General features: G+C 69.0%; 11 protein-coding genes. 1 reads left to right on the forward strand and 10 read right to left on the reverse strand.

What is annotated here, in order from left to right; translation table 11 throughout:
- Positions 1 to 32: 32 nt before the first annotated feature.
- Positions 33 to 1,403 (forward strand): metalloprotease PmbA, encoded by a 1,371-nt coding sequence (gene pmbA / locus AC3A6Y_RS09980; protein ID WP_487868070.1) that lies wholly within the window; start codon positions 33 to 35, stop codon positions 1,401 to 1,403.
- Between the two features lie 146 nt (positions 1,404 to 1,549).
- On the opposite strand, the gene AC3A6Y_RS09985 is transcribed toward pmbA, so the two are convergent.
- The 10 genes from AC3A6Y_RS09985 to nirB form a co-directional block, all read right to left on the reverse strand.
- Positions 1,550 to 2,002, reverse strand: a complete 453-nt coding sequence (locus AC3A6Y_RS09985; RefSeq protein ID WP_487868071.1) for an NUDIX domain-containing protein — start codon at positions 2,000 to 2,002, stop codon at positions 1,550 to 1,552.
- 2 nt (positions 2,003 to 2,004) lie between these two features.
- Positions 2,005 to 2,454 (reverse strand): GatB/YqeY domain-containing protein, encoded by a 450-nt coding sequence (locus AC3A6Y_RS09990; protein ID WP_487846004.1) that lies wholly within the window; start codon positions 2,452 to 2,454, stop codon positions 2,005 to 2,007.
- Between the two features lie 112 nt (positions 2,455 to 2,566).
- Entirely contained in the window at positions 2,567 to 2,779 is a 213-nt protein-coding gene (gene rpsU, locus AC3A6Y_RS09995; RefSeq protein ID WP_007833691.1) for a 30S ribosomal protein S21, read from the reverse strand.
- A 99-nt stretch (positions 2,780 to 2,878) separates the two neighbouring features.
- Positions 2,879 to 4,123, reverse strand: coding sequence for a BaiN/RdsA family NAD(P)/FAD-dependent oxidoreductase (locus AC3A6Y_RS10000; RefSeq protein WP_487868072.1), 1,245 nt, complete (start codon positions 4,121 to 4,123; stop codon positions 2,879 to 2,881).
- Positions 4,123 to 5,253, reverse strand: a complete 1,131-nt coding sequence (locus AC3A6Y_RS10005; RefSeq protein ID WP_487868073.1) for a sterol desaturase family protein — start codon at positions 5,251 to 5,253, stop codon at positions 4,123 to 4,125. Before AC3A6Y_RS10005 ends, AC3A6Y_RS10000 begins: the two co-directional genes overlap by 1 nt.
- Positions 5,254 to 5,332: 79 nt before the next feature.
- A complete protein-coding gene (gene cobA, locus AC3A6Y_RS10010) occupies positions 5,333 to 6,124 on the reverse strand; it encodes a uroporphyrinogen-III C-methyltransferase (protein WP_487868074.1) in 792 nt (263 codons plus the stop codon).
- Positions 6,125 to 6,179: 55 nt separating this feature from the next.
- Positions 6,180 to 7,094, reverse strand: coding sequence for a DNA-binding protein YbiB (ybiB, locus tag AC3A6Y_RS10015; RefSeq protein ID WP_487868075.1), 915 nt, complete (start codon positions 7,092 to 7,094; stop codon positions 6,180 to 6,182).
- 98 nt (positions 7,095 to 7,192) lie between these two features.
- Positions 7,193 to 10,039, reverse strand: coding sequence for a nitrate reductase (locus tag AC3A6Y_RS10020; protein WP_487868076.1), 2,847 nt, complete (start codon positions 10,037 to 10,039; stop codon positions 7,193 to 7,195).
- Between the two features lie 22 nt (positions 10,040 to 10,061).
- Positions 10,062 to 10,466: a nitrite reductase small subunit NirD gene (nirD, locus tag AC3A6Y_RS10025; RefSeq protein ID WP_487868077.1), complete on the reverse strand. Its 405-nt coding sequence runs from the start codon at positions 10,464 to 10,466 to the stop codon at positions 10,062 to 10,064.
- Between the two features lie 13 nt (positions 10,467 to 10,479).
- A complete protein-coding gene (gene nirB / locus AC3A6Y_RS10030) occupies positions 10,480 to 12,936 on the reverse strand; it encodes a nitrite reductase large subunit NirB (protein WP_487868078.1) in 2,457 nt (818 codons plus the stop codon).

Consider the following 12,936-nt stretch of genomic DNA (forward strand, 5'->3'; position numbering starts at 1 on the left):
GAGAACGGGGGCGCAAGTATCATAGCCGCCACATGAGCACCTCTTCCTCGCGCGCCGACTCCGGCTTCGCCTACAGCCGTTCCTTCTTCGAAAACCTGGTCGACTCGGCCCTGGCGCACGCCAGGAAGCTCGGCGCCACCGACGCCGGCGCAGAGGCGTCCGAGGGCTGCGGCCTCAGCGTCTCGGTGCGCAAGGGCGAGCTCGAGAATGTCGAGCGCAACCGCGACAAGTCGCTGGGCGTCACGGTCTACGTGGGCCACCGCCGCGGCAATGCCAGCACCTCCGACTTCTCCGAGGCGGCCATCGCCCAGACGGTCCAGGCGGCCTACGACATTGCGCGCTTCACGGCCGAAGACCCGGTCAGCGGCCTGCCCGACGAAGCCGACATCGCGACCGAGCAGCCCGACCTGGACCTCTTCCACCGCTGGGACATCACGACCGAGCAGGCCGCCGCGCTGGCGCTGGAATGCGAGGCCGCGGCGCTGTCGACCGACAAGCGCATCACCAACAGCGAAGGCGCCGGCGTCTCGGCGCAGCACAGCCACTTCTTCAGCGCCCACACGCGCGGCTTTCGCGGCGGCTATGCCAGCTCGCGCCATTCGATCTCGGTGGCGCCCATCGCGGGCAAGGGCGACGACATGCAGCGCGATGCCTGGTACAGCTCGATGCGCTCGGCCGAGGAACTCGCGAGCCCCAAGGCGGTCGGGCGCTATGCCGCCGAGCGGGCGCTGAGCCGCCTGAAGTCGCGCAAGATCAAGACCACCGAATGCCCGGTGCTGTTCGAATCGCCGCTGGCTGCGGGCCTGCTGGGCGCGCTGGTGCAGGCCACCAGCGGAGGTGCGCTGTATCGCAAGAGCACGTTCCTGCTCGACTCGCTGGGCAAGCCGGTGCTGCCCTCGCACATCGACGTGCTGGAAGACCCGCACATCCCGCGCGGCAAGGGCAGCTCGGCCTTCGACGACGAGGGCGTGGCCACCCGCAAGCGCAAGGTGGTCGACGGCGGCCGGCTCGAGGGCTACTTCCTGAGCACCTACTCGGCGCGCAAGCTGGGCATGAAGACCACCGGCAATGCCGGCGGCTCGCACAATCTCACCCTGAGCTCGCGCCGCACGAAGCAGGGCGACGACCTCGACGCCATGCTGGCCAAGCTGGGCACCGGCCTGTTCGTGATCGAGCTCATGGGGCAGGGCGTCAACTACGTCACCGGCGACTATTCGCGCGGCGCCAGCGGCTTCTGGGTCGAAAACGGGAAGATCGCCTTTCCGGTGCAGGAGATCACGATCGCCGGCAACCTGAAGACGATGCTCATGGGCATCGAGGCGGTCGGCGCCGATGCCTACAACTACGGCGCCAAGACCACCGGCTCGCTGCTGGTGAACCGGATGAAGGTGGCCGGCAGCTGATCGCCGCTTGCCAGTTCCGCGTTCAGGGGCCGCGGGATCGGTGAAGGTCCTGTAGGGGTGCGGATGGAGCAGCCCATAGGCGCGTTCGGCCGTGGCCAGGCCGGTATGGCCGTGCGAACCACAGGGCCCGCCCGGGCAGCCGCCAACTATTGCGCGAGGGCGGCGCGCAGCCTGTCGATGGCGCGGACGTAGGGCGCGGTGAAGCCGTCGAGCGGCGCATCGGGCGCCAGCCAGCTGAAGCGGAAGACCAGCCCGTGCTCCGCGGGGCTGCCGCTGGCCGTGTGCTCGAAGTGCTCGGGCAGGTGCGCCGGCGCGCGCATCAGAAACAAGTGCCAGAGCTGGGAGGTTTTTTTCCGGTTGCCTTCGCTGCCGGCTTCGCACTCGCGGTCCAGCGTGCCCAGGGGCACCAGCTCGCCCTCGTAGACGATGCCCGATTCCTCCAGCAACTCGCGCCGGACCGCGTCCTCGGGCGTCTCGCCGGGCTCGACGGTGCCCTTGGGCAGCTGCATCCCGGCATCGCCGGGATGAAAGAAGACCAGCAGCCGGTCCCGGTCGTCGACCAGGCAGGCGCAGGCCTTGAGCACCTGCTGCGCGGGCACGCTCAGCCGCCCGAGAGCGCGGCCTTGACCGCGGCGCTGACGAGGCCCATGTCGGCCTTGCCGGCCAGGCGGGTCTTCACGGCGCCCATCACTTTGCCCATGTCGCCCGGGCCTTTGGCGCCCAGTTCGGCGACGATCGCCTTGACTTCGGCCGCGATCTCATCGGCGCCCATGCGCTGGGGCAGGTAGACCTCCAGCACCTTGATCTCGGCGGCCTCCTTGTCGGCGAGGTCGGTGCGCCCGCCCTGGGTGAAGGCGGCGACCGAGTCCTTGCGCTGCTTCACCAGCTTGTCGACGATGGCGACGACCATCGCGTCGTCCAGCTCGATGCGTTCGTCGACTTCCTTCTGTTTGAGGGCGGCCAGCAGCAGGCGAATGGTGCCCAGGCGCTCCGAGTCCTTGGCGCGCATCGCGGTCTTCATGTCTTCGGTGATCTGGTCCTTGAGGCTCATGGCTTTGCTTTCGAGGAGGGGGCGGAAAAGACAAGAGCCGCGGCAGGTGATCCCTGGCGCGGCTCGAGGCTCTGAACAGGCGTCGGTGTGGTCCGACGCAGCGGGTGCCAGCTCAGTACAGCTTCTTGGGCAGCTGCATGCTGCGCACGCGCTTGTAGTGGCGCTTGACGGCGGCGGCCTTCTTGCGCTTGCGCTCGGCGGTCGGCTTCTCGTAGAACTCGCGGGCGCGAAGATCGGTCAGCAGGCCGAGCTTTTCGATGGTGCGCTTGAAGCGGCGCAGGGCGACGTCGAAGGGCTCGTTTTCTTTAACGCGGATGGTGGTCATTTAAAAATCGGTTGCTTGAATTTTTGCCTGGGGAAGATCGGGCCCCGGGCCGGGTTTCCTCAACACGAAAAGGGGTGGGCCGTTGAGGGGTGGCCAAAGTTAGCCGGGCATTATAGCGTGATCCGCACTCGCCTCCAGGGCCTGCGCGCAGGCATGTGCGCTGGCCCAGGCCCACTGGAAGTTGTAGCCGCCCAGCCAGCCGGTCACGTCCACCACCTCGCCGATGAAATACAGGCCGGGCTGCTTCGATTCCATGGTCTGCGAGGACAAGTCCCGGGTGTCGACGCCGCCGGCCGTGACTTCCGCCTTCTTGTAGCCCTCGGTGCCGCTGGGCGTGATCTGCCAGCGGGCGATGCGCTCGGCCAGCGCTGCGAGCGCCCGGTCGGCCGCTTCGTTGATCGGGCGCTGCAACGCCGCGTCCTGCCCCACCCAGGCGTCGGCCAGCCGGGCCGGCACCAGGCCGGCCAGCTCGTTGGCGATGCGCTTGCGGGAGCGCTGCTTGGCCTCGGCCAGCGCGGCCTGCATGTTCACGCCAGGGGCGAAGTCGATGTCCAGCGGCGCCCCGGGCTGCCAGTAGCTGGAGATCTGCAGCACCGCCGGGCCGGAAAGGCCCCGATGGGTGAACAGCAGGTCCTCGAGGAAGACCGTCCGTTCCTTCTTGCTGCCGGTCGCGATCTGCACCGGCAGCGCGAGGCCGGCCAGGTCGGCGTAGGGCGCCCAGGCCTCGCCGCCGAAGGTCAGGGGCACCAGGGCGGGGCGGGGCGGGACCACGCGCAGGCCGAATTGGGCCGCGAGCCGGTAGCCGAAGTCGGTGGCGCCGATCTGGGGAATGGACAGGCCACCGGTCGCCACCACCACCCGGGGCGCGCGCACCTCGCCGCGGCTGGTCTGGAGCCGATAGCCCTCGCCCGGCGTGAAGCCGATCTCGCCGACGCTGCAGGGCTGCCAGTGCGCCACGCCGCCGGCCGCGCATTCGGCCAGCAGCATGTCGATGATCTGCTGCGAAGCGCCGTCGCAGAAGAGCTGGCCCTTGTGCTTCTCGTGGTAGGCGATGCCGTGGCGCTGGACCAGGTCGATGAACTGCTGCGGCGTGTAGCGCGACAGCGCCGAGCGGCAGAAGTGCGGGTTGCCGCCGATGAAGTGGCGCTGCGGCGCGCGCACGTCCAGGTCGCGGTTGGTGAAGTTGGCGCGGCCGCCGCCGGAGATGCGGATCTTCTCGCCGATGCGCTCGGCGTGGTCGATCAGCAGCACCTTCAGGCCGCGCTGGCCGGCCAGCCCGGCGCAGAACAGGCCGGCCGCACCGGCGCCGACGACGATGGCGTCGAATGTGTTCGCTGCCCCCATCAGCCCTTCCACAGGAACGGGAACTTCAGCTGCTTGAAGAAGCCGTTCGGCACGTAGTCGCCCACCACGCCGTAGCGCTCCGGCCACAGCCGGGTGCTCTTGACCGCGGTGCCGAAGAGGTAGTCGAGAAAGGCATAGTGCGCGGCGTAGTTCTTGTCGATGGCCTCGTCGTCCTGGCTGTGGTGCCAGTGGTGGAAGTTGGGCGTGACGATCACGTAGCGCAGCGGCCCGAGGCGCACGCTCACGTTGGCGTGGTTGAAGACGGCCTGGAAGCCCACCACCACGATGTAGGCGTCGATCACTTCCTTGCTGAAGCCGAGCACGTAGATCGGCGCCAGCACCAGCGTGCGGGTGATCAAGAGCTCGAGGATGTGCTGGCGCGAGCCGGCCAGCCAGTCCATGCTCTTCACGCTGTGGTGTACCGCGTGCAGGCGCCAGAGCAGCGGCACCTCGTGGTAGGCGCGGTGCGTCCAGTACTGCACCAGGTCGGCCACCAGGATGATCAGCAGCAGCCCGGCCCAGAAGGGCAGCCCTGCGACCCAGCCGCGCACGCCGTCGTTGGCGGCCCAGCCGAAGAGCTTGTGCACCAGCAGGTTGGTGGCCAGCAGCACGAAGCCCACGATCATGTGGTTGACCACGAAGTGATGGAAGTCGGTCTGCCACTCGGCGCGCAATACCGGCTGCTCCTTGCGGTGGGCGAACAGCTTCTCGATGAAGATGAAGATCAGCGAGGAGCCCAGCAGGTCGAGGATGAACCAGTCCAGCCCGATGTAGGGCGTGTTGTCGGCGAAGTCGTTGACCGGCACCTTGTGCCCGCCCAGCAGCGCCGCGGCCGCCACCAGCAGGAAGGCGAAGGCCGAAAGCCAGCGCGAGCGGTTGAAGATGATGTTGACCAGCGCCAGCCCGCCGGCGATGACCATGGCCGTGAGGAGCACGAGGCGCATCACGTCCACGTCGTAGCTGCGGCGCAGCTCGGGCGTGCTCAGGTACTGCGGGAAGTGGAAGACCAGCACGCCCAGGAAGCACAGGACCGCCAGCGAGAACGCGATCGTCCCCGTGACCAGGCCCCGGCCGCGTTGCAGCTCGCCGTGGCTCTCGACGAATTCGTTCAGTTTCTCGAGTTCCAGCATGCCCATCTCCGCCCGTTGTTCTTCAGGGCGGAGATTCTAGGTCGGCAGGCCCTGCCGGCGGGCTGGCCGAATGGCCGATTCAGGTGCCGAAGCGCGTGGCCGGCAGGCCTGCCGCGGCCAGGCCGCGCAGCACATCGCCCACCACGATCACGGCCGGGCTGCCCAGCCCGGCGGCCACCACGTCGCGCGGCAGATGCGCCAGCGTGGTCGCGACATGGCGCTGCTGCGGCAGGCTGGCATGCTGGATCACGGCCACGGGCGTTTCGCCGGCCAGGCCATGCAGCAGCTGCTCCTGGATATGGGCCAGGCCCGAGACGCCCATGTAGATCACCAGCGTCAGCCGCGCATCGCGCGCCGTGGCCGCCAGCTGGCGCCAGTCGGTGGGATGCTCGGCGGCCGCATGCCCGGTCTTGGCATGGCCCGTCACGAAGACGACGCCCTGCGCATGGTCGCGGTGCGTGAGCGGCACGCCCAGCGCAGTGACCGCGGCCAGGCCGGCCGTGATGCCGTTGACCACCCGCACCTCGATGCCTTCCTCGCGCAGGTGCTCCACCTCCTCGCCGCCGCGGCCGAAGATGAAGGGGTCGCCGCCCTTGAGGCGCACCACCGTCTCGCCCTCGCGCACCGCGGTGATCATCAGCCGCTCGATGAAGGCCTGCGGCGTGCTTTTGCAGCCGCCGCGCTTGCCCACGTGGATGATGCGGGCGCCGGGTCGCGCGTAGGCCGCAAGGATCTCTTCGCTCACCAGGTCGTCCACCAGCAGCACGGTGGCCGCCTGGATCGCCTTGACGGCCTTGATGGTCAGCAGCTCCGGGTCGCCCGGACCGGCGCCGACCAGCGTGCAGCTGCCGTGATGGGAAAGATGGCTCATTGAAAAACCTCCGCGCTGCGCGCTACGGTATTCGACTTGGGAACGGCCCGGCGTCTCATGCTTGCTCCATGTCGTGGCTCAGTTGCAGGACATGGCGGACCTGCTGCGCGATGGCGTCCGGTACCGGTGCCTGGCCGGCCAGCACGCGGCGCGTGTAGTCGGCGGTGGTCTGGACATCGATGTCGGCCGGCAACCCCGGCACCTCGGACAGCGTGCCGGGTTGCTGCGCCTGTAGCGCGATGCGTCGCCCCTTGACGAAGCCGTCGACCTGGCCGGTGCGGCGCGGATCGGCCACGCTCTCGCCTTCCAGTCCGCGCGAGAGCAGGGCCGTCGCGCCCATCAATTCGAAGGTGGCGGCCATCGATTCGGCATAGGCCGGATGCGTGTAGCTGCCGACCACCACGCAATCGCCCTCGCAAGGCTGCATCAGCTTCACCACGCTGTGGCCGGGATTGCGCAGGCCCACCACGCGGCGCACGTCGAGCAGGCGCTTGAGGCCCGGGCTGAGCAGCGCGGTCGGCGCGAACACCACCTCGCCATCGGCGATGGGCCGGATGTGCTCGAGCGGCTGCACATCGAGCGCCGCGAGCACGTTGGACGACAGCACCCGCGTGGATTCGGTGGCTGCGCCGTGCACCAGCACCGGCAGCCCCTCGCGCGCCAGCAGCAGCGCGAGCAGCGGCGTCAGCACCGGCAGCCGGCGGGCGCCGTTGTAGCTGGGCAGCACCGCCACCGGCCGGCCGGCGGCCGGGAAGCGCGCCAGGCGCGCGTGCGTGGCATCGAGAAAGCCCGCCATCTCCTCGGGCGTCTCGCCCTTGATGCGCATGGCCAGGCAGAAAGCGCCGGTCTCGAGGTCGGTGACGGTGCCGTCGAGCACCTGGCCGAACAGGTCGCCGGCCTGCGCGCGGTCCAGCGGCTTCGCGCCGCGCGCGCCGCGGCCGATTTCCTTGATGTAGTGGCTGATTCCCATGGGTGCCCGGATTGTCCCGCAAGGCTTATGCCGCACGGCGCGGTCGCTTATGCCCCGGCGTGCAGCAGGGGTTGGGCCTGCGCCGTGCATGGCGGGTCTCATGGCGCGGTCGCCAATGCGGGACTCGCACGCACCATGCGCTTGAGCTCGGGCAGGCAGGAGCCGCAATTGGTGCCGCATTTCAGCGCAGCCTGCAGCGCGCCGAGGCGCCCTTCGTCCGAACCCGTCGCTTCCGCCAGCCGTTCGGCAATCGCGGTCTGGGTGACGCCGAAGCAGCTGCACACGACCTTGCCGCGCGCTGTGACGCCGGCCGGCGCGGTCGAGCCGGGCTTGAGCAGCTGGCGGCCGTAGGCCTGGGCGGGCAGGCGGTCCTGCAGCAGCGCCTTGATCCAGGCCTCGGCGCGGGTGTCGCCGGCCAGCAGGAAGGCTTCGAGGCGCGCGTCCTGGCCGTCGCGCACCAGCCGCGCCGCGCGCCGCTGGCCGTGCTTCTTGTCGGCATAGCGCAAGCTGTCGGCGCCGTGCAGCGAGAGCAGCTCCTCGATGCGTGCCAGCACCTCGTCCGGAGGCGCTTCGTACGCGGCGCCGCGGAACAGCACGCCGGTGCGCTCCGATCCGCCGCCCTCCAGGGCGCCGCCGGCGCCGAAGGGCACGCAGCTCGCGAACACGAAGGAGGGCATCAGCGTGCGCAAGGCCTCGTGAACGCGCAGGGCGGCATCGCCAGGCAGCCAGCCCACGGCCAGGAGGGTCCAGGGAAGCTCGGCCTTGAGGATCTTCACGGCCGCGTGCTTGAGCTCGGGCTGCTTCGAATCGGGGCAGAAGGCCGGCGTCGTGAGCACGTTGACGCCTGCGAGCCGCTCGCCGGTGCTGGAGCGGCCGCTCAGGTATTCGCCGCCCCAGTGCATGGCGATGAAGGCCTGGCTCAGGCCCACGTCGGTGCTGCCGGCCACGGGCAGCACGATGGAGCCGCGCCGCGAGGTGACATGCACCAGCTCGCCTTCGCGCAGCTGGCGGCGTGCCATGTCCTGCGGATGCATCTGCACCGAAGGCTCCGCGACGTGGCCGAACAGCCGGCCCAGCGTGCCGGTGCGGCTCATGCCATGCCATTGGTCGCGCAGGCGCCCGGTGGTGAGCGAGAAGGGATGGCGCGCGTCGCGCGGCTCGGCCACCGGCTTGTAGGCCACGTCGACGAAGCGGGCGCGGCCGTCCGGCGTGGGGAAGATGCCGTCTTCGTAGAGGCGCGCGCGGCCGGTGGATTCGCCCTCGCGCAAGGGCCATTGCCGGGGCGCGGCCTCCAGCATTTCATAGCTCATGCCGGTGATGTCGAGGTCGCGGCCGCGGGTGGATTCGCGGTGCTCCTTCCACACCGATTCCGCATCGGGATAGGGAAAGAGCGTGTCCGTGCGCCCGAGCCGCGCTTCGAGCCGGCGCGCGAAGTCGGCGGCGATCAGCCAATCGTCGCGCGTCTCGCCGGGACGTGCCACCGCGTTGCGCACGCGCGAGATGCGGCGCTCGCTGTTGGTGACGGTGCCGTCCTTCTCGCCCCAGGTGGTGGCGGGCAGCAAAAGGTCGGCGTGGTCGCAGGTGGCGGTGGTCGAGAAGGCTTCCTGCACCACCACGAACTCGCAGCGCTCGAGCGCCCGGCGCACGGTGGCCTGGTCGGGCATGGACTGCGCCGGGTTGGTGCAGGCAATCCACAGCGCGCGGATCTCGCCGTCGGCCGCGGCCTGGAACATCTCGACCGCCGTCTTGCCCGGCTTCTCGGGCACCGACGGAACGCCCCACAGGGCCGCCACCTCGGCGCGGTGCGCGGGGTTGGCGAGATCGCGGTGCGCCGACAGCAGGTTGGCCAGGCCGCCCACTTCACGCCCGCCCATCGCGTTGGGCTGGCCGGTCAGCGAGAAGGGGCCGGCGCCCGGCTTGCCGATCTGTCCGGTCGCCAGGTGCAGGTTGATCAGGGCCGCATTCTTCGCGGTGCCCGAGCTCGACTGGTTCAGGCCCTGGCAATAGAGGCTCAGCGTGGCGGGCGAGGTGGCGAAGAGGCGCGCGGCCTCCAGCAGGTCGTCCTTGGAGATGCCGCAGACCTGCGCCACGCGCTCGGGCGTGCAGTCGCGCACGGTGCGCTTGAGCTCGTCGAAGCCGGTGGTGTGGGCCGCGATGTAGGCGGCATCGGTCCAGCTTTCCCACAGCATCAGGTGCAGCATGCCGTGGAACAGCATCACATCGGTGCCGGGCTGCAGCGCGAGATGGAGGTCGGCGATCTCGCAGGTGTCGGTGCGGCGCGGATCGGCCACGACGATCTTCATCGACGGGTTGGCCGCCTTCGCATCCTCGATGCGGCGAAACAGGATGGGGTGCGCCCAGGCGGTGTTGCTGCCGGCGATGAAGAGGCACTGCGCGTGCTGGAAGTCGTCGTAGCAGGCCGGCGGCGCGTCCGCGCCCAGCGTCTTCTTGTAGCCGGCCACCGCGCTGCTCATGCACAGGCGCGAGTTGGTGTCGATGTTGTTGGTGCCGATCAGGCCCTTGGCAAGCTTGTTGAAGACGTAGTAGTCCTCGGTGAGCAGTTGGCCGGAGACGTAGAAGCCGACCGCGTCGGGGCCGTGGTCGCGGATGACCTGGGCGAACTTGTCGGCGGCGCCGTCGAGGGCGGCGTCCCAGCCGATGGCTTGCGGCGTTGCGCTGCGCTGAGCACGGCGCATGGGCTGCAGCAGGCGCGTCTGCATCGTGACCGCCGCGGAGGCAGTGAGGTGCAGCGTCGAGCCCTTGGTGCAGAGCCGGCCGAAGTTGGCGGGGTGGTCCGGATCGCCGCGCACGCCCGTGATCTGATCGCCTTGGGATTCGATGACGACGCCGCAGCCCACGCCGCAATAGGGGCAGGTCGAGCGGGTCTCGCGCTGCTCCCTTTCCCTCGGGGAGAGGGTGGGGGTGAGGGCGCCGGGCGTATCCATCGCGAACCTCGCTGCCCTCACCCTAGCCCTCTCCCAGGGGGAGCGGGGACAAGGCAATGTGCCGCGCCGGGCCGGCGACCGGACGCGGCAGGTCGATCGCGTGCGTGGCGAGCTCGTTCGCATCCAGGTGCACCACCTCCTCGACCACCTTGACCGCGAAGCGCGGCGTGCATCCCTCGTCCGGCGCCTTGGCGCAGCCGTCGTCCAGCCCGATCGCCCAGTTGTGCAGCGGGCAGGCCACGCTGGTGCCGAACACGATGCCCTGCGACAGCGGGCCGCCCTTGTGCGGGCAGCGGTCGAGCAAGGCGAACACCTGGTTCTCGGCGTTGCGGAACACCGCGACATCGAGGCCCTCGCTGCGCGCCACGCGGCGCGCGCCCAGCACGGGGATGTCGTCGACGCGGCAGATGGCTTTCCATTCACTCATGGTCGTGGTCCTTTCAGGCGGCTTGGGTGGCGGTGTCGACGACGGCGACGGGCGTGAACTGGCGCACGTCGACCGAGGCCTGGCTGGACTCGAACCACGGATCGGGTTCGCCGTCGAGCGCGAACTGCAGCCGCTCCCACAGGGCCTTGCGGCCCTCGGCGTCCTCGAGGATCTTCTTCTTCACGTAGTCCAGGCCGACGCGCCCGATGTAGTGGACCGTGCGCTCGAGATACCAGCCTTCCTCGCGGTAGAGCTGCAGGAAGGCGCCCGAATACTCCATCACCTCCTCGGCGGTCTTGGCCTTGAACAGGAACTGCGCCACCTCCGTCTTGATGCCGCCGTTGCCGCCCACGTAGATCTCCCAGCCCGAGTCGACGCCGATCACGCCGACGTCCTTGATGCCGGCCTCGGCGCAGTTGCGCGGGCAGCCCGAGACGGCGAGCTTGACCTTGTGCGGCGAGTACATGGCCCACAGCGCGCGCTCCAGGTCCTTGCCCATCTGGGTCGAGTCCTGGGTTCCGAAGCGGCACCATTCGCTGCCCACGCAGGTCTTCACCGTGCGCAGCGACTTGGCGTAGGCAAAGCCCGAGGGCATGCCGATGTCCTTCCAGACGTTGGCCAGGTCCTCCTTCTTCACGCCCAGCAGGTCGATGCGCTGGCCGCCGGTGACCTTGACGGTCGGGATCTTGTACTTGTCGGCCGCGTCGGCGATGCGCCGCAGTTCATCGGGCGTGGTGTGGCCGCCCCACATGCGCGGGATCACCGAATAGGTGCCGTCCTTCTGGATGTTGGCGTGGCTGCGCTCGTTGATGAAGCGGCTCTGCGGATCGTCCTTGGCCTCCTTGGGCCAGGTCGAGATCAGGTAGTAGTTGATGGCGGGCCGGCAGGTGGAGCAGCCGTTGGGCGTGCGCCAGCCCATGCCGCGGTAGACCTCCGCGTGGCCGAGCCAGTGCTCCTTGCGGATGGCGTCGCGCACGTCCTGGTGGCTGGCATCGGTGCAGCCGCAGATGGCCTTCTTCTTCGGCGTGGCCGAGTAGTCGCCGCCGGCGGTGAACATCAGGATCTGCTCGACCAGACCGGTGCAGGAGCCGCAGGAGGCGCTGGCCTTGGTGTGCTTCTTGACTTCTTCCAGCGTGAACAGGCCCTTGTCCTTGATCGCCTTGCAGATGGTGCCCTTGTTGACGCCGTTGCAGCCGCAGACCTCGGCATCGTCGGGCATGCTCGCCGCCTTGTTGTGGCCCTCGTGGCCGGTGTCGCCGATGTTCGACTCGCCGAACATCAGCTTGTCGCGGATGTCGTGCACGCTGCGGCCGTCGCGCAGCAGCTTGAAGTACCAGCTGCCGTCCACCGTGTCGCCGTAGAGGCAGGCGCCGATCAGCTTGTCGTCCTTGATCACCAGCTTCTTGTAGACGCCGCCGAAGGGATCGCTCATCACGATCTCCTCGCAGCCGTCGCCGCCCATGAAGTCGCCGGCGGAGAACAGGTCGATGCCCGTCACCTTGAGCTTGGTGGAGGTGAGCGAGCCCGAGTAGCGGCCGATGCCGAAGTGCGCCAGGTGGTTGGCCGCCACCTTGGCCTGCTCGAACAGCGGCGCGACGAGGCCGTAGGCGATGCCGCGGTGCGCGGCGCATTCGCCCACCGAGTAGATGCGTGCGTCGGTCACGGTCTGCATGGTGTCGTTGACCACGATGCCGCGGTCGCAGTGCAGCCGCATCTTCTGTGCCAGGTCTACGTTCGGGCGGATGCCCACCGCCATCACCACCAGGTCGGCGGCGGTTTCGGTGCCGTCCTTGAAGCGGATGGCCTTCACGCGGCCGTCCTCGCTGCCCACCAGCTCCTGCGTCTGCGCGCCGATCAGGAACTTCAGGCCGCGGTCCTCCAGCGACTTCTGCAGCAGCTTGCCCGCCACGTCGTCGAGCTGGCGCTCCATCAGCCAGGGCATGACGTGCACCACGGTCACGTTCATGCCGCGCAGCATCAGGCCGTTGGCGGCTTCCAGGCCCAGCAGGCCGCCGCCGATGACGACCGCATTCTTGTGCGTCCTGGCGGTCTCGATCATGTAGTCGGTGTCGGCGATGTCGCGGTAGGCGATCACGCCCTTCAGGTCCTTGCCGGGCACCGGCAGCATGAAGGGATTGGAGCCGGTGCACATCAGCAGCCGGTCGTACTCGGCCTCGGTGCCGTCCTCGGCGCGCACGATGCGCTTGACGCGGTCGACCTCCACCACCTTCTTGCCGGCGTGCAGGGTGATGTTGTTCTCGGCGTACCACTCCCAGCTGTTGAGAATGATCTCGTCCACCGTCTGCTCGCCGGCCAGCACCGGCGACAGGAGGATGCGGTTGTAGTTGGGATGCGGCTCGGCGCCGAAGACGGTGATGTCGTAGAGCTCGGGCTCGATCTTGAGCAGCTCCTCGATCGTGCGCACGCCGGCCATGCCGTTGCCGACCATCACGAGTTTCATCTTCTTCAT

This window comes from Variovorax sp. Soil_C_17 (assembly GCF_057657265.1).

Excerpts from the sequence above, each read along its gene's own strand:
- AC3A6Y_RS10020 (WP_487868076.1), bottom strand. The coding sequence starts at position 10,039 with ATGGATACGCCCGGCGCCCTCACCCCCACCCTCTCCCCGAGGGAAAGG.
- nirB (WP_487868078.1), bottom strand. The coding sequence starts at position 12,936 with ATGAAGAAGATGAAACTCGTGATGGTCGGCAACGGCATGGCCGGCGTG.
- AC3A6Y_RS10000 (WP_487868072.1), bottom strand. The coding sequence starts at position 4,123 with ATGGGGGCAGCGAACACATTCGACGCCATCGTCGTCGGCGCCGGTGCG.
- ybiB (WP_487868075.1), bottom strand. The coding sequence starts at position 7,094 with ATGGGAATCAGCCACTACATCAAGGAAATCGGCCGCGGCGCGCGCGGC.
- AC3A6Y_RS10005 (WP_487868073.1), bottom strand. The coding sequence starts at position 5,253 with ATGCTGGAACTCGAGAAACTGAACGAATTCGTCGAGAGCCACGGCGAG.
- AC3A6Y_RS09990 (WP_487846004.1), bottom strand. The coding sequence starts at position 2,454 with ATGAGCCTCAAGGACCAGATCACCGAAGACATGAAGACCGCGATGCGC.
- cobA (WP_487868074.1), bottom strand. The coding sequence starts at position 6,124 with ATGAGCCATCTTTCCCATCACGGCAGCTGCACGCTGGTCGGCGCCGGT.
- nirD (WP_487868077.1), bottom strand. The coding sequence starts at position 10,466 with ATGAGTGAATGGAAAGCCATCTGCCGCGTCGACGACATCCCCGTGCTG.
- rpsU (WP_007833691.1), bottom strand. The coding sequence starts at position 2,779 with ATGACCACCATCCGCGTTAAAGAAAACGAGCCCTTCGACGTCGCCCTG.
- pmbA (WP_487868070.1), top strand. The coding sequence starts at position 33 with ATGAGCACCTCTTCCTCGCGCGCCGACTCCGGCTTCGCCTACAGCCGT.